Source organism: Streptomyces racemochromogenes, assembly GCF_044129415.1.
Classification (GTDB): domain Bacteria; phylum Actinomycetota; class Actinomycetes; order Streptomycetales; family Streptomycetaceae; genus Streptomyces; species Streptomyces racemochromogenes_A.
The window spans coordinates 16,384-38,135 of sequence record NZ_JBBDHD010000059.1 but is presented as its reverse complement, the minus strand read 5'-3'; the positions used below and the strand labels follow the sequence as shown (position 1 = coordinate 38,135).

The 21,752-nt window shown below is 74.0% G+C and carries 20 protein-coding genes; 9 read left to right on the top strand and 11 right to left on the bottom strand.

All coding sequences use genetic code 11. The features are described 5' to 3' along the window. Nucleotides 1-17 precede the first annotated feature (17 nt). From WDV06_RS21810 to WDV06_RS21800, 3 genes are all read right to left on the bottom strand, one after another. Nucleotides 18-1,025, bottom strand: coding sequence for a pirin family protein (locus WDV06_RS21810; RefSeq protein ID WP_395511447.1), 1,008 nt, complete (start codon nucleotides 1,023-1,025; stop codon nucleotides 18-20). A gap of 169 nt (nucleotides 1,026-1,194) precedes the next feature. Beyond that, on the bottom strand, nucleotides 1,195-1,449 hold the full coding sequence (locus WDV06_RS21805; protein ID WP_395511446.1) for a hypothetical protein: 255 nt from the start codon (nucleotides 1,447-1,449) through the stop codon (nucleotides 1,195-1,197). Between the two features lie 282 nt (nucleotides 1,450-1,731). Beyond that, nucleotides 1,732-2,193, bottom strand: a complete 462-nt coding sequence (locus tag WDV06_RS21800) for an SseB family protein (RefSeq protein WP_042815576.1) — start codon at nucleotides 2,191-2,193, stop codon at nucleotides 1,732-1,734. Between the two features lie 176 nt (nucleotides 2,194-2,369). Here WDV06_RS21800 and WDV06_RS21795 point away from each other — a divergent pair, with 176 nt between their 5' ends. From WDV06_RS21795 to WDV06_RS21785, 3 genes are all read left to right on the top strand, one after another. Continuing rightward, nucleotides 2,370-4,196: an acyl-CoA dehydrogenase gene (locus tag WDV06_RS21795; RefSeq protein WP_395511451.1), complete on the top strand. Its 1,827-nt coding sequence runs from the start codon at nucleotides 2,370-2,372 to the stop codon at nucleotides 4,194-4,196. A 150-nt stretch (nucleotides 4,197-4,346) separates the two neighbouring features. Continuing rightward, nucleotides 4,347-5,081, top strand: a complete 735-nt coding sequence (locus WDV06_RS21790) for a hypothetical protein (protein ID WP_395511445.1) — start codon at nucleotides 4,347-4,349, stop codon at nucleotides 5,079-5,081. A gap of 102 nt (nucleotides 5,082-5,183) precedes the next feature. Then, nucleotides 5,184-6,476 carry a M18 family aminopeptidase gene (locus WDV06_RS21785; protein ID WP_395511444.1) on the top strand — a complete coding sequence of 431 codons (1,293 nt, stop codon included), beginning with the start codon at nucleotides 5,184-5,186 and terminating at the stop codon, nucleotides 6,474-6,476. Between the two features lie 42 nt (nucleotides 6,477-6,518). Here the strand turns inward: WDV06_RS21785 and WDV06_RS21780 are convergent, their stop codons facing one another. Continuing rightward, nucleotides 6,519-8,357, bottom strand: coding sequence for an NHL domain-containing thioredoxin family protein (locus WDV06_RS21780; protein ID WP_395511443.1), 1,839 nt, complete (start codon nucleotides 8,355-8,357; stop codon nucleotides 6,519-6,521). A 58-nt stretch (nucleotides 8,358-8,415) separates the two neighbouring features. On the opposite strand from WDV06_RS21780, the gene WDV06_RS21775 reads away from it, so the two are divergent. Further along, entirely contained in the window at nucleotides 8,416-9,564 is a 1,149-nt protein-coding gene (locus WDV06_RS21775; RefSeq protein WP_395511442.1) for an acyltransferase family protein, read from the top strand. Here the strand turns inward: WDV06_RS21775 and WDV06_RS21770 are convergent. Further along, nucleotides 9,527-10,336 (bottom strand): hypothetical protein, encoded by an 810-nt coding sequence (locus tag WDV06_RS21770; RefSeq protein ID WP_395511441.1) that lies wholly within the window; start codon nucleotides 10,334-10,336, stop codon nucleotides 9,527-9,529. The two genes, WDV06_RS21775 and WDV06_RS21770, sit on opposite strands and share 38 nt — an antisense overlap. Nucleotides 10,337-10,367: 31 nt before the next feature. On the opposite strand from WDV06_RS21770, the gene WDV06_RS21765 reads away from it, so the two are divergent. Further along, nucleotides 10,368-10,886 (top strand): LURP-one-related/scramblase family protein, encoded by a 519-nt coding sequence (locus WDV06_RS21765; RefSeq protein ID WP_395511440.1) that lies wholly within the window; start codon nucleotides 10,368-10,370, stop codon nucleotides 10,884-10,886. Between the two features lie 233 nt (nucleotides 10,887-11,119). Here WDV06_RS21765 and WDV06_RS21760 read toward each other — a convergent pair whose 3' ends face one another. Further along, nucleotides 11,120-11,911, bottom strand: coding sequence for a carbon-nitrogen family hydrolase (locus WDV06_RS21760; RefSeq protein ID WP_395511439.1), 792 nt, complete (start codon nucleotides 11,909-11,911; stop codon nucleotides 11,120-11,122). A 139-nt stretch (nucleotides 11,912-12,050) separates the two neighbouring features. Between WDV06_RS21760 and WDV06_RS21755 the strand changes: the two genes are divergently transcribed. Further along, complete coding sequence (locus WDV06_RS21755; protein WP_395511438.1) at nucleotides 12,051-12,878, top strand: maleylpyruvate isomerase family mycothiol-dependent enzyme; 828 nt, start codon at nucleotides 12,051-12,053, stop codon at nucleotides 12,876-12,878. A 66-nt stretch (nucleotides 12,879-12,944) separates the two neighbouring features. On the opposite strand, the gene WDV06_RS21750 is transcribed toward WDV06_RS21755, so the two are convergent. Together WDV06_RS21750 and WDV06_RS21745 are read right to left on the bottom strand one after the other, a co-directional pair. Further along, nucleotides 12,945-14,306: an MFS transporter gene (locus WDV06_RS21750; RefSeq protein WP_395511437.1), complete on the bottom strand. Its 1,362-nt coding sequence runs from the start codon at nucleotides 14,304-14,306 to the stop codon at nucleotides 12,945-12,947. Then, a complete protein-coding gene (locus WDV06_RS21745; protein ID WP_395511436.1) occupies nucleotides 14,303-14,965 on the bottom strand; it encodes a GntR family transcriptional regulator in 663 nt (220 codons plus the stop codon). Before WDV06_RS21745 ends, WDV06_RS21750 begins: the two co-directional genes overlap by 4 nt. Nucleotides 14,966-15,129: 164 nt before the next feature. Between WDV06_RS21745 and WDV06_RS21740 the strand changes: the two genes are divergently transcribed. Continuing rightward, nucleotides 15,130-16,305, top strand: coding sequence for a DUF418 domain-containing protein (locus tag WDV06_RS21740; RefSeq protein ID WP_395511435.1), 1,176 nt, complete (start codon nucleotides 15,130-15,132; stop codon nucleotides 16,303-16,305). On the opposite strand, the gene WDV06_RS21735 is transcribed toward WDV06_RS21740, so the two are convergent. From WDV06_RS21735 to WDV06_RS21725, 3 genes are all read right to left on the bottom strand, one after another. Next, nucleotides 16,289-16,630, bottom strand: a complete 342-nt coding sequence (locus WDV06_RS21735; RefSeq protein WP_395511434.1) for a protease inhibitor I42 family protein — start codon at nucleotides 16,628-16,630, stop codon at nucleotides 16,289-16,291. The genes WDV06_RS21740 and WDV06_RS21735 overlap by 17 nt on opposite strands. Before the next feature lie 19 nt (nucleotides 16,631-16,649). Continuing rightward, on the bottom strand, nucleotides 16,650-18,533 hold the full coding sequence (locus WDV06_RS21730; RefSeq protein ID WP_395511433.1) for a C1 family peptidase: 1,884 nt from the start codon (nucleotides 18,531-18,533) through the stop codon (nucleotides 16,650-16,652). A gap of 132 nt (nucleotides 18,534-18,665) precedes the next feature. Then, nucleotides 18,666-19,880 carry an FAD-dependent monooxygenase gene (locus WDV06_RS21725; RefSeq protein WP_395511432.1) on the bottom strand — a complete coding sequence of 405 codons (1,215 nt, stop codon included), beginning with the start codon at nucleotides 19,878-19,880 and terminating at the stop codon, nucleotides 18,666-18,668. A gap of 167 nt (nucleotides 19,881-20,047) precedes the next feature. Between WDV06_RS21725 and WDV06_RS21720 the strand changes: the two genes are divergently transcribed. Both WDV06_RS21720 and WDV06_RS21715 read left to right on the top strand, forming a co-directional pair. Then, on the top strand, nucleotides 20,048-20,359 hold the full coding sequence (locus WDV06_RS21720) for a hypothetical protein (protein ID WP_395511431.1): 312 nt from the start codon (nucleotides 20,048-20,050) through the stop codon (nucleotides 20,357-20,359). A 116-nt stretch (nucleotides 20,360-20,475) separates the two neighbouring features. Then, nucleotides 20,476-21,681: a DUF1266 domain-containing protein gene (locus tag WDV06_RS21715; RefSeq protein WP_395511430.1), complete on the top strand. Its 1,206-nt coding sequence runs from the start codon at nucleotides 20,476-20,478 to the stop codon at nucleotides 21,679-21,681. Nucleotides 21,682-21,752 lie beyond the last annotated feature (71 nt).

The window sequence follows — 21,752 nt, the reverse complement described above, 5'->3', positions numbered from 1 at the left end:
CCGGGCCCTCGGGCCGGTCAGGCCGTCTCCTCCGGGTCGGCCTGCCCGGCGCCGCGGTGGCCGAGGCCGGTCACGTCGGTGCTGGGGATGACGCCCAGGCGGCCCGCCTGGAAGTCGTCGAAGGCCTGCTGGAGTTCCGCGTGGCTGTTCATGACGAACGGCCCGTAGTGCGCCATCGGCTCGCGGATCGGGAGACCGCCGAGGATGACCACTTCGAAGGTCTCGCTGCGCGAGTCCTGCGCGGCGTCCGCCCGGACCGTCAGCTCGTCGCCGGAGCCGAAGACCACGGTCTGGCCCATCCGGAACGGGCGGCGCTCGGAGCCCGCCGCACCGCTGCCGGCGAGGCCGTAGGCGAGGGCGTTGAAGTCGGGCCGCCAGGGCAGCGTGACCTCGGCGCCGGGGCTGACCGTCAGGTGGATCATCGTGATCGGCGTGTGCGTGGCGCCCGGGCCGGCGTGGCCCGCGAGGTCGCCCGCGATCAGGCGGATCAGGGCGCCGCCGTCCTGAGAGGCGAGCAGCTTCACGGTGCCGCCGCGGATGTCCTGGTACTTGGGCGCCAGCATCTTGTCCTTGGCGGGCAGGTTCACCCACAGCTGGAGGCCGTGGAAGAGGCCGCCGGACATGACGAGTTCCTCGGGCGGGGTCTCGATGTGCAGCAGGCCCGAGCCCGCCGTCATCCACTGGGTGTCGCCGTTGGTGATGACTCCGCCGCCGCCGTGGGAGTCACGGTGGATGAAGGTGCCGTCGATGATGTACGTGACGGTCTCGAAGCCGCGGTGCGGGTGCCAGGGGGTGCCCTTGGGCTCTCCGGCCGCGTAGTCCACCTCGCCCATCTGGTCCATCATGATGAACGGGTCGAGGTACTCGTACTTGATCCCGGCGAACGCGCGGCGCACCGGGAAGCCCTCGCCCTCGAACCCGGAGGGCGCGTCCACCACCCCGAGCACGGGTCGGGCCTGGGCGCCTTCGGCGGGGGTGATGACGCGCGGGAGCGCGAGCGGGTTCTGAGCAGTCACTGCGGGCATGGTCAGGACCTCCTTCTTGCGAGAAGTTTAGTTGAATCTCGAACTTCCTGCCACCCGCACAGAACGGAAGGGGCCCCGGAGTAATTCCCCCGGGGCCCACGACCCTCTCGGACCACCCCCCGTCCGGGCGCCCCGACGGCACCTCCCCGCCGTCCCGGCGGCGTGGCGATCAGGACCGCCGCGCGCTGCCGCACCGGCAGCCGGAGGCCGGCCACCCGGGCCCGCCGGCGGAAGGGGCGGCGCGGGCGGGGTGGACCGGGACGTGCGAGCGGTCGGGGCGCCCGGCGAGCAGCGGGCACTCGAAGCCCGGCGGCCCGCCCCGCCACGGAGGCCGTCCCGGCCAGAAGGCGTCCGGGAGGAGGGCGGCGAGGATCGCCTTGATGCCGGGCGCGGCCACCATCCGGGCGGGCCGGGCGACGGCCACATGGAAGCACCGCCGCACGGGCGGCCGTACGCCGAGCGGAGGGCGCCGTCCGGGCGGCCCCACGTCTCACGGTCCCGGCGTCTCGGCGCACGGCCGGGAGTCCGGCCCGGGGCCCGGGCGGCGGGGCCGCGGGGTCCCGCGCGGTCCCTCAGCGGGCTCGGCGAACGGCGCCACGTCGCCGTCGGGGCGCGGCGGGCCGAACGGCGGCCGGGCCGCGGGCGAAAGCTCCCGCAGGGCCCGCGCGATGCCGGCGCCCGACGCCCGCCCGCGCGGCGAGGAGGTCTAGCCGTACATGCGGCGCATCGCGAAGTCGACCATCTGCTCGACCGCCTTCGCGTCGAAGACCATCCGGTGGTCGCCCTCCATGTCCAGGACGAAGCCGTAGCCGGTCGGCAGCAGGTCGATCACCTCGGCGCCGGTGATCACGAAGTACTTGGACTCCTTGCCGGCGTACCGGCGCAGCTCCTTGAGGGTGGTGAACATCGGGATGACCGGCTGCTGCGTGTTGTGCAGGGCCAGGAACCCGGGGGTCTCGCCGCGCGGGCAGTAGACCTTCGAGGTGGCGAAGATCTGCTGGAAGTCCTCGGCGGACAGCGACCCGGTGGTGAAGGCCCGTACCGCGTCGGCGAGCGACGGCGGCGAGGGCTCGGGGTAGAGCGGCTGCTCGCCGTACCCGCCGGCCATCTGCTGCGGTGCGGCGTACTGCTGCTGTCCCGCGCTCACGTTCTGGTCGTAGCCGTACATGGGCCGAAGCCTACCGAGCGGCCCCGGCCCCCAGGCACCCTCCAGCGGGACCCGCTTGACGCTGGTCACAGTCGCCGCAGAAGGGTTGCGTCTTATTACTGGTGGGTAGCATCATGAGGTTACCGATTGGTATGTACGAGGAACCTGTCTCCCCGAGCCTTAACGGAGCCGTCGCCATGGGGCACTACAAGTCGAATCTCCGCGACATCGAGTTCAACCTCTTCGAGGTGCTCGGCCGCGAAAAGCTGTACGGCACCGGCCCGTTCGGCGAGATGGACACCGAGACCGCCAAGAGCATCCTGTCCGAGCTGACCCGCCTCGCGGAGAACGAGCTCGCGGAGTCCTTCGCGGACGCCGACCGCAACCCCCCGGTCTTCGACCCGGCCACCAACACCGCCCCGGTCCCGGCCTCCTTCAAGAAGTCCTACGAGGCCTTCATGGACTCGGAGTACTGGCGCCTGGGCCTGCCCGAGGAGATCGGCGGCACCACCTCCCCGCGCTCCCTGATCTGGGCCTACGCGGAGCTGCTGCTCGGCTCGAACCCGGCCATCTGGATGTACTCCTCCGGCCCGGCGTTCGCCGGCATCCTGCACGCCGAGGGCAACGAGGCGCAGAAGAAGATCGCCCAGATCGCGGTCGAGAAGCGCTGGGGCTCCACCATGGTCCTCACCGAGCCCGACGCCGGCTCGGACGTCGGCGCCGGCCGCACCAAGGCCGTCCAGCAGGAGGACGGCTCCTGGCACATCGAGGGCGTGAAGCGCTTCATCACCTCCGGTGAGCACGACATGGAGGAGAACATCCTCCACTACGTCCTCGCCCGCCCCGAGGGCCACGGCCCGGGCACCAAGGGCCTGTCCCTCTTCCTCGTCCCGAAGTTCCACTTCGACTGGGAGACCGGCGAGCTGGGCGAGCGCAACGGCGTCTACGCGACGAACGTCGAGCACAAGATGGGCCTCAAGGCCTCCAACACGTGCGAGATGACCTTCGGCGACCGGCACCCCGCCAAGGGCTGGCTGATCGGCGACAAGCACGACGGCATCCGCCAGATGTTCATGATCATCGAGTTCGCCCGCATGATGGTCGGCACGAAGGCCATCGCCACCCTCTCCACCGGCTACCTCAACGCACTGGAGTACGCCAAGGAGCGCGTGCAGGGCCCGGACCTGGCCAACTTCATGGACAAGACCGCGCCCAAGGTCACCATCACGCACCACCCCGACGTGCGCCGCTCGCTCATGACGCAGAAGGCCTACGCCGAGGGCATGCGCGCCCTCGTGCTGTACACCGCCTCCGTCCAGGACGCGATCCAGCTCAAGGAGGCCGCCGGCGAGGACGCCTCCGCCGAGATCGGCCTCAACGACCTGCTCCTGCCGATCGTCAAGGGCTACGGCTCGGAGAAGTCGTACGCGCTGCTCGCCGAGTCCCTGCAGACCTTCGGCGGTTCCGGTTACCTCCAGGAATACCCGATCGAGCAGTACATCCGGGACGCCAAGATCGACACCCTCTACGAGGGCACCACGGCCATCCAGGGCCAGGACTTCTTCTTCCGCAAGATCGTCCGCGACCAGGGCGCCTCGCTGAACGTCCTCTCCGAGACGATCAAGAAGTTCCTCGCCGAGGGCGTGGGCGGCGAGGAGCTGGCCCCGGCCCGCGACGCGCTGGCCAAGGCCGCCGTCGACCTGGAGGCCATCGTCGGCCAGATGATCGTCGACCTCACCGCCACCGGCGAGGACGTCAAGAACATCTACAAGGTCGGCCAGAACACCACCCGCCTGCTGATGGCCTCCGGTGACGTCGTCGTCGGATACCTGCTGCTCAAGGGCGCCGCCGTGGCCGCCGAGAAGCTTCCGACCGCCTCCGCCAAGGACGTGCCCTTCTACACCGGCAAGATCGCCGCCGCGAAGTTCTTCGCCGCCCAGGTCCTGCCGGGCGTCTCGGTCCAGCGCGCGCTGGCCGAGGCCGTCGACAACTCCCTCATGGAGCTCGACGAGGCCGCCTTCTGAGGCAGCCCCCCTGCTGTACGCGGTGTACGTACGCACCGGTGGCCGGACCCCTCCTGTCGAGGGTCCGGCCGCCGGTGCGTCCGGGGCCGCCGGCGACCGCGCGGCGGCCGGGTTCCCCGGTTGTCGGTGGTTCGTGGGACGCTCGTAGGCATGAGTCCACAGGAGCAGCACAGCGGCAGGGGGTACACGGTCCCCACCGGGCGCCCGTACGCCCTCAAGGAGCTCCAGGCCAACGTGGGCGCCCTCGGCGACCGGATCAAGGACCTCTACGAAGGGGCCCACCCCGCCGAGTACGACCCCGTGGCCGACGCCCTCTACGTGGCCTTCCAGACGGCCGCCGGCCTCGCCCCCGCCAAGAGCTACACCGGCTGCCCCGAGCACCCCAACGGCGCCCTCGACCCCGAGGCACCCGAGGGCTGGGGCCGCTGCCTCATCTGCAACGACCGCCGCCGCCTCGGCCGGCGCCTGCGCGGCGGACCCCCGGCCGCCCCCGCCGCCCCCGTGGAGCAGCGGCGCCTGGGCTACCCCGTCCCCGATCCCCCGTACACCCTCGACGTGCTGCGGCGGTACCTGCGCGGCATCGACGAGCAGCGCTTCCACCTCACGCTCGGCTCCCCCGACCAGGACTTCGTACGCCTCGCCGACGACCTCCACCGGGCGTTCATCGTGGCCCGCGAGCTCTCGCGCCCGCGCAACGCCTCGGGCTGCTCCGAGCACCCCGGCGCGCCGATCGACCCCGATGCCCCGCCCGGCGAGGCCTGTATCTTCTGCGCCGGACGCAAAAGACGTGCTCAGCGCCCGCCGCAGACCCCCGAGATGCTCCCGCGCATCCGGCGGGGCGAGCGCCGGCAGCTGCAGCGCCGATTCGAGCGTCCGCCGGGCTGAGACCGACCGGACCGCGGGCCACGCACCCCTCGGCCCTCCGACCCCTCGGCTATCCGCCGCAGTCCGGCCATGGCGAACACGACCGTCGTTAAGGTGAACCACATGAGCTCTCCCGCCCGCTTCGACCGCGGCCACACCGACGATCTGATGACCTTCCTGACGGCCAGTCCGTCGCCGTACCACGCCGTGGCCAACGCGGCCGAGCGGCTGGAAAAGGCAGGCTTCAGGCAGTTGTCGGAATCGGACGCCTGGGACTCGGGCACGGGAGGCCGGTTCGTCCTGCGCGGCGGCGCGCTCATCGCCTGGTACGTGCCCGAGGGCGCGGCCGCGCACACCCCCTTCCGCATCATCGGCGCGCACACCGACTCCCCCAACCTGCGCGTCAAGCCCGTCCCGGACACGGGCTCGCAGGGCTGGCGGCAGGTCGCCGTCGAGATCTACGGCGGCACCCTCCTCAACACCTGGCTCGACCGCGACCTGGGCCTCGCCGGCCGGCTCTCGCTGCGCGACGGCACCGACCGGCTGGTCAACGTGGACCGCCCGCTGCTGCGCGTCCCGCAGCTCGCCGTGCACCTGGACCGCTCGGTCAACTCCGACGGCCTCAAGCTCGACAAGCAGCGCCACATGCAGCCGATCTGGGGCCTGGGCGACGCCCGCGAGGGCGACCTGATCGCCTTCCTGGAGGAGGAAGAGGGCCTGCCCCAGGGCTCGGTGGCCGGATGGGACCTGATGGTCCACTCGATCGAGCCGCCCGCCTACCTCGGCCGCGACCGCGAACTCCTCGCCGGCCCCCGCATGGACAACCTCCTGTCGGTGCACGCGGGCGTCGCGGCGCTCGCCGCCGTCTCCGCGTCCGGCAAGCCGGACCACATCCCCGTGCTGGCCGCCTTCGACCACGAGGAGAACGGCTCCCAGTCCGACACCGGCGCCGACGGGCCGCTCCTGGGCAACGTGCTGGAACGTTCAGTCTTCTCCCGCGGCGGCACCTACGAGGACAAGGCCCGCGCCTTCGCCGGCACCATCTGCCTCTCCTCGGACACCGGGCACGCGGTCCACCCCAACTATGCGGAACGCCACGACCCTTCACACCACCCGCGCGCCAACGGCGGCCCCATCCTGAAGGTCAACGTCAACCAGCGCTACGCCACCGACGGCAGCGGCCGCGCCGTCTTCGCCGCGGCCTGCGAGCGGGCCGGGGTGCCGTGGCAGACGTTCGTCTCCAACAACTCGATGCCGTGCGGCACGACGATCGGCCCGATCACCGCGGCCCGCCACGGCATCCAGACGGTCGACATCGGCGTGGCGATCCTCTCGATGCACTCGGCCCGCGAACTCTGCGGTTCCGACGACCCGTTCCTCCTCGCGAACGCCCTCCTGTCCTTCCTGGAGGGCTGACCCCCCGGGAAGGACAGGAGCCCTCCGGCCCTGCGGCCCCGGTCAGCCGTCCATGCCCGCCAGCACCAGCGGCAGGCGGGCGGCGCCGCCGGCGGCGACGACGACGACCGGGACGCCCCAGTCCTGCTGGTGGACGTGGCAGGCCGGGTACTCGTTCGCCGGGTCGTCGTCGCAGGACGCGGCCATCGCCGAGACGTGCAGGACCCCTTCGGTGACGTCGGGGTTCAGCACCAGCTCCCGGAAGAGGTCCGTGCCCGCGCCCTCGCCCGCCGCGAGGAGCTCCGGCGGGGTGGAGGAGACCAGCAGGCGGGTGGAGGGCCCGTACCGGGTGTCGAGCTTCTGGCCCTGGGGCGCCTGGAAGACCACGTCCAGCCGGAGCGTGCCCGGAGCCACCTCGGTGGCGGCCCGCTGGGTGCGGTGGGCGACCGCGTCGACCCGTACGGCCTCCTCCGGCAGCCGCAGCCGGGTCAGCCGGTGCCGGGCGGACTCCACGACCACGATGTCCTCGCCCACCAGCACCGCGTCGCTGGGCTCGCGCAGGTCGGTGGCGAGGGTGGTGACCTGGCCCGTGGCCGGGTCGAAGCGCCTCAGGGCGTGGTTGTACGTGTCGCAGACCGCGACCGAGCCGTCCGGCAGGGCCGTCACCCCGAGGGGGTGCTGGAGCAGCGCCTGGGCGGCGTCCCCGTCCCGGTGCCCGAAGTCGAACAGCCCCGTCCCGACGGCGGACCGGACGGCGTACCCGTCCCCGTCCGGCTCCACGTACCGCAGGGCGCTGGTCTCCGAGTCGGCGATCCACAGCCGGTCGCCGGCGGCCGCGAGACCGGACGGCTGCGCGAACCAGGCCTCGGCGGCGGGCCCGTCGACCAGGCCCTCGTTCGTGGTCCCGGCGGCCACCCGGACGGTGCCGTCCTCCGGGTCCCAGGTCCACAGCTGGTGCACGCCGGCCATGGCGATCCACACCCGGCCCTGCCACCAGGCCACGTCCCACGGCGAGGACAGGTCCACCTCCAGGGCCGGCCCGGACGTCGGGGACCCCTGCCACCACTGCCGCCCGGTCCCGGCGACGGTCTCCACCGCCCCCGTGGCGGGGTCGAAGACCCGCAGCGCGTGGTTGACGGTGTCGGCCACCACGACCCGCCCGTCGGGCAGCAGCGCCAGCCCCTGAGGCTCGCTGAAGGCCTCCGGCCCGAAGCCGCGCTCCCCGCTGCCGATCCGCCGCACGACGCTCTCCCCGTCGGCGGCGAGCTCCACCAGCTGGTGCCGCGTGGAGTCGGACACGAGCAGGTTCCCGGACGGCAGCACCACCGCCTTCCCGGGGAACCGCAGGTCGGTCGCGACGGGCTCGGGCGCCACGTAGGGCCCGTCCCCGCGCCGCAGCGTCCCCTTGGCCGCGTGCTCGGCCTCCAGCTCCTCCACGAGCCGCTCGATGGCGTGCGCGTGCCCCTCACCGGCGTGCTGCGCGACGACGTACCCCTCGGGGTCGATCACCACGAGCGTGGGCCAGGCCCGCACGGCGTACTGCTTCCAGGTGGCCAGCTCGGGGTCGTCGAGCACGGGGTGGTGCACCTCGTACCGCTCGACGGCGTCGACGACGGCGGCGTGCTCGGCCTCGTGCACGAACTTCGGCGAGTGCACCCCGACGATCACCACGGTGTCCCGGTGCTTCTCCTCCAGCTCCCGCAGCTCGTCGAGGACGTGCAGGCAGTTGATGCAGCAGAAGGTCCAGAAGTCCAGGATGACAATGCGTCCCCGCAGATCGGCGAGGGTGAGCTCCTTGCCTCCGGTGTTGAGCCAGCCCCCCTTGCCGATCAGCTCGGGGGCACGGACACGGGCACGGCGGGGTGCGGGCGCGGGGGTGGGCGCCGGGGCAGCATCGTTCATCCTTCAAGCTTGCCATTGGCTCAATCGATCAAGAATCGCGCGTGTTACGTTGCCGCGCATGTCGACGGCAGCGGTCATATCCAGGAGTGAAGGCGCGAAGACGTGCGGGGGCGCCGACGGGCGGCCCGTCGGGCTGCCCTCACTGACCGGGCTGCGGTGGACCGCCGCGCTGATGGTGTTCCTCTACCACGTGTACGTCGTGGAGTACTTCGGCGGGCGGGCTCAGGGGCTGGTGGGCGCCGCCTTCGGGGCGGGGAACACCGGCGTCTCGTTCTTCTTCGTCCTCTCCGGCTTCGTCCTCGCCTGGTCGACCGCGCGGACGCCCACCGGGCGGGGGATCGTGCGGTTCTGGCGGCGACGGTTCGCCCGCGTGTATCCGCTGCACCTGGTGACGGCCGGCGCGGCGCTGCTGCTGCTGTGGCTGCCGGGGGCCGGGGAGAAGCCGTCGGCCGGGCCGGTCGCCGCCAATCTGGCGCTGGTGCAGTCCTGGGTGCCGCAGGTGCGCTACTTCCAGGGGCTCAACCCCGTCAGCTGGTCGCTCGCCGCCGAGGCCTTCTTCTACCTCGCGTTCCCGCTGCTCGTGCGGCCGCTGCGGCGTACGGGGTGGCGGGGGAGCGCGGTGGTCGCCGTGGTGTGCCTGGCCGTCGTGATGGCCGTGCCCGCCTGGATGGAGCTCAGCGGGCTGCCCGACGGGACGATCTGGTCGAACTACTTCTTCCCGCTGTACCGGCTCCCCGAGTTCGTGCTCGGGATCGCCTGCGCCGAGCTGGTGCGGGCCGGCCGCTGGCGCGGGCCCGGGCTGACCGTGGCGGTGGCGGTGACCCTGGGCGGGTACTTCCTCGGCTCCCAGACCGACTACGCGTTCCACGCGGCCGCCTGCACGGTCGTCGGTTACACCACCCTCATCGCCGCCGCCGCGCAGGCGGACCTGCGCGGTGAGCCCTCGCCGTGGCGCGGGCGGCTCAGCGTCAGACTCGGCGAGGTCTCCTTCGCCTTCTACATGGTCCACATCCTGGTGATCCGGGCCGGCGAGAGCCTGTTCGGCGGACATCCGAAGCTGGGCCTGACGAACGGCGGACCGCTCGTGCTCGCCGCCTCCTTCTGCGTGTCGCTGGCCCTCGCCTGGGCCCTGCACGTCTGGGTGGAGGTGCCCGGGCGGCGGCTGCTGCTCAGGTCCCGGCGGCGAGGAACGACGTCAGTGAGCTGACCAGGGCTTCGACGAAGGAGTCCTGGACGGGGGTCGGGAGGAGGTCCAGGGAGAGGTACGGGTTGAGGTCCTCCAGTTCCACCAGGAGGAGTTCGCCCGACGGGGCCCGGCAGGCGTCCACGCGCTGGATGCCGTGGTCGAGGGTGTTCCAGTCGATGAAGCGGCGCGCGAAGGCCAGGTCCGCGGGGGTGGGCTCGTACGGGACGAGTTCCCAGCGGCGGGCCGGGTCGGGGGCGTGGAGGGCGTACTGGAAGGCGTCGTCCACGAAGTAGAAGGAGACCTCGTACGCGAAGTCGATCCGGGGCTGGATGAGGGCCTCGCCGGGGCGGGTGGCGGGGGCCCCGGTGAAGGTCAGGCCTATGGAGTCGGCGCCCTGCTTGGGCTTGACGGCGTACAGGTCCGTCGGGGGCAGGAGGCCGAGGTCCGCCGGGTCGTCGACGGTCGGGATGACGGGGAACCCGGCGGCCGTCAGGTCGAGGAGGTACTGCTTGCCCGCCATGTCGCCGCGGCCGGTGAGCGGGTTGTAGACGCGGGCCCCGGTGGCGAGGGCGGCCGCGCGGAAGGCTTCGTAGGCCTCCTGGTAGTGCAGCACGGGACCGCTGTTGCGGACGATCACCGCGTCGAAGCCGGGCATCAGGGCCCGCGCGTCCAGCGGATGGCACAGGGCGAGCGGGAAGTGCTCGCGCAGCCGGGCGGTGAGGAGGACGTCCTCGTCGCCGTAGCGGCGGCCGCGCGCCGGGTAGGCCAGGTCGGTCACGTAGAGAAGGGGCATGGCGGCAACCTATCCCGGGCAACGATCCCGCATGAAATACCTTGTTCGGGACAAACTGCTGGCCCTTGGGGACGACTACTGGATCGAGGACGAGGACGGCCGGCACGCCTTCCTCGTCGACGGGAAGGCGCTGCGGCTGCGCGACACCCTGGAGCTGGAGGATCCGGCCGGGCGGGTCCTGATCACGCTGCGGGAGCGGCTCTTCGGCGGGCTCGGGCTGCCGGGCCTGCGGGACGCGATGACCCTGGAGCGGGACGGGAAGCGGCTCGCGGTGATCCGCCGCAAGCGCTTGTCGCTGCTGCGCAACCACTTCCGCGTGACGATGTCCGAGGGGACGGAGCTCGACGTCAGCGGGCGGATCCTGGACCGGGAGTTCAAGGTCGAGTACGAGGGCGAGCTGCTCGCCCTCGTCTCCCGGCAGTGGTACCGGATCCGCGAGACGTACGCGGTGGACGTGGTCCGGGAGGAGGCGGACGCGGCGCTGATGGTCGCGGTCGCGGTGTGCGTGATCCGCATGGCGGAGCGGGAGCGGGAGGAAGACGACGCCTGAGGGGACCGCCGGCAGCCCGGGGGCGGCGGATGGGCCCGGGTCGGCGGCGGGCCCGGGTCGGCGGTGGGCCTGGCTCGGTCGGTGGGCCCGGGCCGGCTGGGGCCGGGGGCCGGCGGGTGGGCCGGGGTCGGTGGGGGCCGCTGTGCGGAGCGGCCCCCGGCTGCGGGTCGGCGCGACGGGGGGCGCCGTGCGACGCGGCCCCCGGGGGCGGGTCGGGGGGCGGAGGGGGGCGGTCAGCGGCCCGGTCGGCGGCCCAGGGTGCGGTCCTTCAGGGCCGGGAACTGCTCCCGGGTCTCGGCCACCTTCGCCGGGTCCAGGTCCACCGTCAGGACGGTCTCGCCCGGCCCCGCCTCCGCCAGGACCTCGCCCCAGGGGTCCACCACCAGGCTGTGCCCGGACTGTTCGACGCCGGCGTGGGTGCCCGCGGTCGCACAGGCCAGGACGTACGCCTGGTCCTCCACCGCCCGCGCCCGGTTGAGCAGGGTCCAGTGCTCGCGCCTCCGGGCGGGCCAGCCGGCCGAGACGACCATCGTCGTGGCCCCCGCGTCGACCAGGCCCCGGAACAGCTCGGGGAAGCGCAGGTCGTAGCAGGTGGCGAGGCCCAGGGTCTGCTCGGGCAGGGTCACGGTGGTCAGGGTGTCGCCGGCGGACATCAGCACCGCCTCGCCCTGGTCGAAGCCGAACCGGTGGATCTTGCGGTAGGTCGCGGCGAGTTCGCCCGCGGGGGAGAGGACGAGCGCGGTGTTGTAGAGCGAGCCGTCGCCCGCGCGCTCCACGACCGAGCCGGCGTGCAGCCAGACCCCGGCGTCGCGCGCGGCCTTGGACATGGCCTCGAACGTCGGCCCGTCCAGCGGCTCGGCCTCCGTCTCGAACTGCTCGTAGGCGAAGGCGCCCACCGTCCACAGTTCGGGCAGCACGACGAGGTCGGAGCCGCTCTGCTCCCGTACGAGTTCGGCGGCGCGGGTCCGCCGGGAAGCCACCGACTCCCCCTCATTCACCGCGATTTGGATCAGCGAGGCGCGCACGTTACCACCGTCCTGGCATGTCAGCCGGTCAACTCAAGGCCTACGATCGTCACACGAAAGCGCTGTCGGGGTGCTCATCGGCAGCGTAGTTTTGGGAATAGTCCACAACGCGCCACTGAACAGCCAGCGAGGGGTCCCGTTGACCGTCCATCCCACCCTTGAGCCCTACGTCGACGCGTGGACACACTCGATCGAGGCGATAACCGAGCTGGTCCTCCCCCTGACGGAGGGCCAGTGGAACCTGCCGACGCCGTGCCCGGGCTGGTCCGTCCGCGACGTGGTCTCCCACGTCATCGGCCTGGAGCTGGAGCAGCTCGGCGACCCGAGGCCGATCCACACGCTGCCGCGCGACCTGCGGCACGTGGTGGACGAGTTCACCCGCTACATGGAGGTTCCGGTTGACGTCCGCCGGCACCACACCGCCCTTGAGATGACCTCCGAGCTGGAGTACACCGTCATCCGCCGCCAGCGCCAGCTGCGCAATGACAAGCGGGATCCGGCCACGACGCTGGTGCGCGGGCCGAAGGGCGACCAGATCCCGCTGGAGCTGTCGCTGCGGCTGCGGGCGTTCGACGTGTGGATCCACGAGCAGGACCTGCGGGCGGCGCTGGGCGCGCCGGGCAACTGGGACGCCCCGGGGGCGCACGTGGCGCGGGACATCCTGCTGTCCGGGCTGCCGAAGGTGGTGGCGAAGGGCGCGGGCGCGCCGCCGCACACGGCGGTGGTGCTGGACGTGCACGGCGAGCTGGAGTTCCTGCGGACGGTACGGGTGGACGCGGCGGGGCGGGCCACCCTCGACGCGACACCCTCGCTGGGCCCGGCGGTGTCGCTGTCGCTGGACTGGCCGACGTACGTCCGTCTCGCGGCGGGGCGGGTGCGGCCGCGCACGGTCGCGGACCGGGTGAAGGTGGACGGCGACGCGGAGCTGGCGGACGCGATCCTGGCGAACTTCGCCGTCACGCCGTAGCCCGGAGCCGGAGCCCCGGGCCCGGAGCCCGCGGGCGCGCCGCGGCCGCCCCGTGGGGCCGCCGGGTCAGCGCGGTGCCGAGGGGGCGGCCTTCCGGGGGCCTCCCCCGGCCGCGGCGGCGGGGACCGGGCACGCACGCTCCCGTTCGCGGGCGAGGGCCTCGGGGCGGAGGCGGAGGATCTGGGTGAGGCCCAGGAGCTCCACGGCGAACACCGAGGCGAAGGCGATCCGGTAGTCGTCGCCGGTGGCGTCCAGCAGGACGCCGACCGACAGCAGGGTGGTCATCGAGGCGAGGAACCCGCCCATGTTGGTGATTCCGGACGCGGTCCCCTGCCGTTCGGCGGGGTTGGCCGGGCGGGCGAAGTCGAAGCCGATCATCGAGGCCGGCCCGCAGGTTCCCAGCACCACGCACAGGGTGCCCAGCAGCCACATCGGGGCGTGCCGGCCCGGGTAGAGCAGGACCGAGGCCCACAGCAGTGCGGTGACCCCGACGGTGCCCAGCGCCAGCGGCAGCCGCGCGCCCTGGCGGCGGCCGATGACCTGCCCGTAGACCAGGCCCCAGCCCATGTTCGCGGCGACGATCAGGGTGAGCAGCCCGGCGGCGGCCGTCCGGTCCAGTCCCTGTGCCTCGACCAGGAACGGCATGCCCCACAGGAGCAGGAACACCATCGCCGGGAACTGGGTCGTGAAGTGGACCCACAGGCCCAGGCGGGTGCCGGGCTCGCGCCAGGAGTCGCGTATCTGGCGGCGTACGAACCCGCCCCCGCCCCTGGGCGCGGGCGGCAGGGCGTGCCCCTCGGGGTGGTCGCGCAGGAACAGGGTGAGCGGGACCAGGACGACCAGCCCGGCCAGCGCGCTGCCCGCGAAGGCCGGTACCCAGCCGGCGCCGTGCAGCACGGGCGCGAGGACCAGCGTGGAGACGAGGTTCCCCGCCATCCCCACCAGCCCGGCCAGCTGCGCCATCAGCGGTCCGCGCCGGGCGGGGAACCAGCGGGTGCCGAGCCGCAGGACGGAGATGAACGTCATCGCGTCCCCGCAGCCCAGCAGGGCGCGGGCGGCCAGCGCCATCGCGTAGGTCGGCGAGAGCGCGAAGCCGATCTGGCCGGCGGTGAACAGTACGGCGCCGAGCGTCAGCACCTTCTTGGTGCCGAGGCGGTCGACCATCAGCCCGACGGGTACCTGCATGCCGGCGTAGACGAGGAGCTGGAGGAGGGAGAACGTCGACAGGGCGGAGGCGTTCACGTGGAAGCGGTCGGCGGCCTCCAGCCCGGCCACGCCCAGGCTGGTACGGAAGATCACCGCGACGAAGTAGACGGCGACGCCGATGGACCAGACGGCCACGGCCCGCCGCCCGCCGGGCGGGTCCTGGAGGGCAGCGGCCGGCGGCGCCGCGGGGACGGCCGAGGGCACGGGCACGGCCGCGCTCATCGGTCCGCCCCCCGCACCAGCGCCTCGACCCTTCCGACGTGCCCGCGCACGGCGGCCGCGGCGGCCTCCCGGTCGCCGGCGCGCAGCGCGTCCAGGATCTCGGCGTGCTCGGCGAGGGTGCGCTCCACCCGCTCGGGGTGCGCGTGCAGCAGGGCCACGCCCATGCGCAGCTGGCGGTCGCGCAGCTGGTCGTAGAGGCGGGAGAGGATCTGGTTGCCGGCGTGCCGGACGATCTCGGCGTGGAAGCACCGGTCGGCGGCCGTCATCGCGGCGAGGTCGCCGCGGGCCGCGCAGCGTCTGAGCTCCTCCAGGAGCTGCGCGAGCCGCTCCAGCAGTGCGGGCGGCGCCGGGACGGCCTTGCGCACGGTGAACTCCTCCACCAGCAGCCGGGTCTCGACGACGTCGGCGATCTCCTGCGCGGAGACCGGCAGCACCAGTGCGCCCTTCTTCGGGTAGAGCTTCAGCAGCCCCTCGGTCTCCAGCCGCAGCAGGGCCTCGCGGACCGGGGTCCGGGAGACCCCGACGGCGACGGCGAGTTCGCCCTCGGTGAGCAGCACCCCACCCTCGTAGAGGCGGTCGAGCACGCCCTGCTTGACGTGCCGGTAGACGCGCTCGGCGGCGGTGGGAGGGGGCGTGGCGGCGGCGGTGGCGGGCGACATGCGCACAGGATAGATACATGAGGGATACACGCGTTCTCCTCGTCCGGGATGTGGACCTCGCCCCTGCCGTGGAGCGCACGCTCCCGGCGCTCCGCCGAAGGATGTAGCGCGACTTCGTCCGGCGGCAGGAGGTTCCGGGCCGGGACCGCCGGGAGGCTGGGGGAATGGCCCACACCACCCTCGTCGCCCCCGGGGTGACCGCGACCCGGCTCCCGCTCCTCGACGTCCTGCGCGGCGCCGCCATCCTCGGCACGCTGATGACCAACGTCTGGATCTTCACCTCGCCGGGCTCGGAGTGGAGCGTGCTCCAGGGCGGCCTCGGCTCACCCGACCCGCTCGCCGGCCCCTCGGCCGCAACCATCGCCGAGGCCCTGTTCCGCTTCCTGGCCGACGGGAAGTTCCTCTCCCTGCTCACCGTCCTGTTCGGGGTGGGCCTGGCCATCCAGTACGACTCCGCCGCCCGCCGGGGCGAGCGGTGGCCCGGCCGCTACCCGCGGCGGGCCGCGTTCCTCTTCCTGGAGGGCACCCTCCACTTCGTCCTCCTCTTCGCCTGGGACGTGCTGATGGGGTACGCCGTCACCGCCCTGCTGACGGCCTGGCTGCTGGCCCGCTCCGAGCGGGTGCGGCGGGCTGTCATGTGGGTCGCGGGCGGACTGCACCTGACCCTGATCGGCCTGGTCACCGTCGGCGGCCTGGTCACTCCCGACCCCGGGCCCCGAGCGCCCGACCCGGAGGCGGTCAGGCTGTACGCGCACGGAGGCTGGGGCGAGCAGATCGCCTTCCGGCTCGACCACGCCCTCGCCCTGCGCGTCGAACCGGTCTTCACCTTCGGCCTGCTGGTCTTCCTCTTCCTCCTCGGCGTCCGCCTCCACCGGGCCGGGGCCTTCGGCCCGACCACCGCCGGGCGCCGCATCCGCGTCCGGCTGGCGGCCTGGGGGCTCGGCCTGGGCCTGCCGCTCGGCGCGGCCGCGGCGCTCGGCGGCGACGACTTCTTCCTCCTCGGCCGCTACGTGCTCGCCCCGCTGATCGCCCTCGGCTACGCCGGGCTGATCGGGTGCGTCCTGGACCGCCGCACCGTCCCCGCGGCGGGCGCGCTGGCCTCCGTCGGGCGCACCGCCCTGACCTGCTACGTCGGCCAGAACCTGCTGTGCGTGCTGCTCTGCTACGGGATCGGGCTCGGCCTCGCCGAGCGGCTGGACGGGTCCGGGCCCTGGTGGGTGATGGGCCTGTGGGCGGCGGTGTCCCTGACCCTGGTGGCCGCGTCGACGCTGTGGCTGCGCCGCTTCGAGCGGGGCCCGCTGGAGACCGTGCAGCACCGGGTGCTCAGGCCCCGCCGGTGACCGCCTGCGCGGACTCCGCGCCCTGCGACACCTCCACGTCCACCACGGCCTCGTCGTACGGGGCCTCCTGCGGGTAGGGCGGCCGGACCTGCGCGAACCGGATCCGGGCCCGCCCGCCGGGGCGCAGGCCCCGGACCACGTACGTCCGCTCCACCGGCTCCCCCGGCACCGCGCGCCCCGCCCGGCCGGGCGGGGCCTCGCTCACGGAGACGGCGTCGGCGTCCCCCGAGATCTGCCAGGTCCACACGTACCCGCGCGCCCCGCGCCCGGTCAGCCGCAGCTCGTACGACTCGCCGGCGCCGAGGACGACGCCGCGCACCTCCACCCGCTGCCTCCCTCACGGTTCACGCCGGGCCGATGACCGCCCCTTCGTGCCATCCCGCGCCGTCGCGCCAGTAGTGCTGGAGCAGGCGGTCGGTGCGCAGGACGACGACTTCCAGGTTGAACCCGAAGCTGCCCTGGAGCATCCCGGTGACGGCGAGCACGTCGTGCCCGAAGACGGCGCCGCGGGTCCAGGGGGCGCCGGCGGCGTTCCCCCGCCACCAGTGCTCGATCCGCCCGCCGGCGACGGCCACGCACAGCTCGTAGTTCCCGGCGGTGTCCTCGTCCGCGGCCCCGTACTGTCCCTCGATCATGCAGGGCGCGGAGGTCGCCCCGCTGCCGAAGACCTCACCGGCCTTCCAGGCGAAGCCGTTGGCGTCGTCGCGCCACCACAGTTGCATGCGGCCGTCGGTGCGGGCGGCGACGAGGTCGAGGGTGCGGGCGCGGGTCTGGACGAGGGCGGGGCCGTAGTGGGCGATGCCGGAGCCGAAACGGCCGCCGTCGTTCCAGGTCCAGGGGGCGCCGTTGATCCGCCACCAGTGGTTGAGGCGGCCGTCGGCGGTGCGGACGACCACCTCGAAGTTGCCCGGCTTGCCGTAGTCGCTCTGGATGAAGGCGGGGGTCGATCCGATGGCGGCGTCGCCGGGGCCGAAGGCGCCGCCGTCGCGCCAGACGCCGACGGCCTGCTCGTAGTACCAGTGGCGCAGCCGGCCGCCGGTGGTGACGTGCAGGGTCTCCATGTTCCGGTTGTAGGTGGTGCCGGTGAAGGCGGGCTGGCCGGAGGCATCGTGGGCGAAGGTCTCGGCGCGGGACCAGGCGTGGGGGGCGTCGCCCTCGCGCCACCAGTGCTGGAGGCGGCCGCCGCCGGTGGTCGCGGCCATCTCGAAGTTGCGGTGGGCGCGGCCGTTGCCGCTCTCGTAGACGCTGCCGGCGTGCAGGCGGCGCTTGCTCCACGGGTCGATGTTGGTGCCGTGCAGGCCGCATTTGGCCCAGTAGTCGATGTTGACCTCGCCGTAGGCGATCCGGCCGTAGCCGCCGACGTGGTAGCCGGTGCCCCACGAGTTCTTGAACAGCCAGCAGCCCGCGGCGTCGTCGTAGCCGACCACCAGCACGCAGTGGCCGCCGGCGAGCCGGTCGCTGGTGCGGTGGTAGACCCCGGCGCCGAGTGCGAAGAAGTCGTCGTAGACGTCGAAGCAGGCGGTCAGCGGGCCGACGGTGTCCAGCCACACCTTCTGCTGCTCGACGTCGCCGAGCCGGACGTAGTCGGTGATCCGCACGGTCCGTCCCGAACGGTCCCAGCTCGGCGTGTACTCGGCCCGCCAGGCGTCGCGCCGCTCGGCGGGCAGACCGGGGGGCGGGGTGCTGTACGGCCAGCAGCCGGGGTCGGCGAGGCCGCCGTTGTCCCTGATCCAGTCCAGGGCGGTCTCGGGGTTCCCGCCCTGTCCGCAAGGGCACTTCAGCCCGTCGTGGACGTCCCCCTCGGAGCGGACCGCCCACACGTCGTGCTCGATCCGGGCCATCGACTCCACCAGCCCGGCCGCGCCGAACGCCCAGCAGGCCCCGCACGGGTTCTGGTCCTTGACCCGGGTCAGCCAGGGCCACCCCCACCGGCCGCGCCAGTCCACGGCGGCGGGCCGTCCGGCGCCCGCGACCGTCCCCGGCAGCAGCCCGTGGGCGGCCCGGCGCCTGCTGAGGTCCGGGTTCCCGCTCTCCCTCCCCACGAGCGCCCGCAGGTCCACCGTCCCCGCCTCGGCGGCGGGCGTCAGGTTCGGCCCCGGCTCCAGGCCGAGCGAGGCCCTCGGCAGGGGCTCCTCGTCGGCGAGGTGCTCGCTGACCGACCACCGCGCCCCGCGCGCCGCGAGCCGCGCCCGCAGTTCCCCCACCGTCTGGACCGACTCCTCCGGCATAACAGCCCCCCAGCTGCCCTCGGTTGTGAGCCCCGGGAGCGTCTCCCCGGAGCTGGGGACCGTCAAGGGGGTCCGTGCGGTCGCGCGGACGCACGGGGGTCGTACGGTTCCCCGGGCCGGCCGGCGGCGCCGCTACGAGGACAGGGCCTGCCCGCCGATGCCGGCCGCCCCCGCCAGCTGCGCCTGCCACCATCGCGCCACCTCGTCGGGACTCATCCGCGCCCACACCGGCGTCTCCTCCACCTGCGCCCGGCCCAGCCGCCGCGCCAGCGCGACCAGCTCGCGCCCGGCGCCGCCCCGCGCCGCCTCGTAGCCGGCGACGAGGTCCTCCCAGGAGCCCGCCCGCGCCCAGGCCGCGCCGAAGGCGGTGGCGTCCTGGAGGGCCTTCGCCGCCCCGCTCGTGTTGTGCGGCCGCACCACGCTCGCCGCGTCTCCGGCCAGCAGCAGCCGGCCCGCCGCCGCGGGTTCCGTCACCAGGTCGTAGATGGGCTGGACGAAGGTGTCCGCGGGCGCCGTCAGCGCCAGGGCCCGCCCCCAGTACTCCGGGAACTCCCGCTCCAGCAGCGCCCGCAGGTGGCCCGCGAGCTCCTCCCCCAGCGCGCCCGGCGGGAAGCTGGTCGGATCGTCGAAGCGCAGCCCCCCGTCGGCGGGCGGCGCCGCGTACAGCACCCAGTTCACCCGCAGCCCCTCCGGGCCGGGGATCCGGTAGATCACGCAGCTCCCGCCGGGGAAGCACACCGTGGTCACCGCCTCGGGATACGAGGGGGCGCCCCCGAGCCCGTCCAGCAGCCCGGCGTCGAAGTTCCCGCGCCAGCAGACGTACCCGGCGTAGTGCGGGACCGCCCCCGGGCTCACCGCCTCCCGCACCACCGACCGGTAGCCGTCGGCCCCGACGGCGAGGTCGAACCGCTCGGCGCCCCCGTCCGCGAACCGCACCCGGACCCCGTCCCCGGCCCCCTCCACCGCCTCGGCGGCCCGGCCCTGCCGGTAGTCCACCGACCCCGGCACCGCCTCCCGCAGCCCCCGCCACAGCAGCCCCCAGTGGTACGAGTGGAACGGGAACGGCTGCTCCCAGATCAGCCGTCCGCCCGCGCCCGCCGCGGCGTCCCGCACCACCCACCGGCGCCGCTCCAGCCGGTGCGCCGCGATCCCCGGCGGCAGCGCCCCGGCCGCCACCAGCTCCGCGGCCCGGTCGTCGTGCACGCACAGCCCGACCCCCCGGTCCGCGAGCCGTCCCCGGGTCCGCTCCAGGACGACGACCTCCCCGGCCCCCGCCCGCACCGCGGCCGAGGCGAACGCGCACCCGGCGATGCTGCCCCCGACCACCACGACCGTCCCACCACGCACAACGCCCTCCGCCCGCCGCCCGGTTGTCCGACCGGCCAGCCTACTGACGCGGCGGCCCCGGACCCGGCCGACGGGGCGGATCCGGCCACCACCCGCCGGCCCCGCGGGCCGGGGAGCCGACCCGGCGCCCCGCGCGTAGCGTGGGAGGGGGCGAGGAGGTGAGGACCGTGACCGGACAGGTACTGAGCGAGGTCAGCGGGGTCGTCGCGGCGGGCCGCGAGGACGGCCTCGTGGCCGCCTACCGCGAGCTCCTGGCCGGCCCGCTGCCCGACGGGCTGGTCCGCACGGAGCTGCTGGGCGGCCAGGACGGGCACTGGCGCATCCAGAGCCTGTGGCGGGACCGGGCCGCCCTGGAGGCCGTGCGCGCGGTTCCGGGCGGCGCCCCGGCCCCCCGCCTCTTCCGCGAGGCGGGCGCCGAACCGGCCCTGGCGGTGTTCGAGGTCGCGGTACGGCTCACGGCCCAGGTGGGCCCGGACTGACCGGCGCCCCGCCCCAGGGCGGCCCCGGCAGCTCCCGCACCGCCGGCGCCCCGGGCCGGGTGCGCCCCGCCCGGGCCCGTCCGGGGGTCCGCCCGGACCCCGTATAGGGTCCCCGTGTGGACGAGTGGACGGCGCCGAGTGCGATCGAGCGCGAGCTGTACGGCGCGAAGGCGCGCGGGGACTGGGGCGCCTACCTGGACGCCCTCGCCCGCGCCGAGCTGTTCCTCCCGCAGCCCCGCGCCCAGGTCGACGCCGACCCCCGCACGGCCCGGTTCCACCCGGCCGGCGACCACACCCTCGCGGTCTACACGCGGGGCATGCTGCCCGCCCCCGACGAGCACACCGTCTACCTCCGCCAGAGCCTCGCCTGGTTCGCCAACGCCTGGGACGCGCGGGACCCCTCCCACCTCGCCGTGAACCCCGGCAGCCCCGTCGAGGCGTACCTCTCCACCACCCCCGCCGACCTCGCCCGCTGGCGCGCCCACTGGGACGCGGCCGACTCCTGGGGGCTGGCACCCGGCGCCGTGCACGCCCTGCACACCGGCGGCCCGCTGCACGGCCCGGTGGCCCGGGGCCTGGCCGTCGGGGCCCATCTGGCGGTCTCCAACGGGGAGTTCTGGAACGCCCTCGCCTACCACGGCAACGGCTACACCCGTGAACGCGAGCGGCTGCGCTCGATGTGGGACATCACCGACACCGCCGGCTGGTTCGACGTGCTCCAGCGGATGCTGGAGGCCGACATCGTCAGTCCCGTCTGGGAGTTCGCGCTCCGCCTGCGCCGCGTCCTCGCCTCCGAGTTGGCCGGCCCGGTGGACGTCGAGCACTGGCGCCACGCCGCCGAGGCCGGACTGCGGCACAGCGCCGAGCTGGCCGCCCAGCCGCGGCTGACCCCCGACGGGGTCACCGTCGCCCGGCCGCGTCCGGCGGCCGAGGTGGAGGGCGAGATCGCCGGCGTCCGGCGGCTCATCGGCCGGATCACCCGCTACGAGCAGCGCTTCCGCGCCGACGGACTGCTCCCCGAGGACGGCTGGGTCCGCTCGGTGGTGGCGTGGGACCACGGGCGGGCCTCCCAGATGGCCCGCTGGGGCGTCGCCACCCGTTACGGCACCCTCCAGGACGCCGAGCGGGCCGTGCTCCGGGCGGGCGAGCAGGCCCGGGGGGCGTACGGCTCGTGGGCGGAGTTCTCCGCCGGGTACGCGCTCGCCCGCTGCCTGCACTTCGACGAGGAGGAGTTCGGCAGCTGGTACGCGTCCTCCCTCGCCACCCACCTGACCCTGACCACGGACCCGGCCAGCCCCTTCCTGAACCTTCCCTGGGAGTGACCGACTTCGGGTAGTAGGGGCCCGGCCTCCCCGGATCCGGCGGGACGGCCCGGGGCACGAACTAGCCTTCT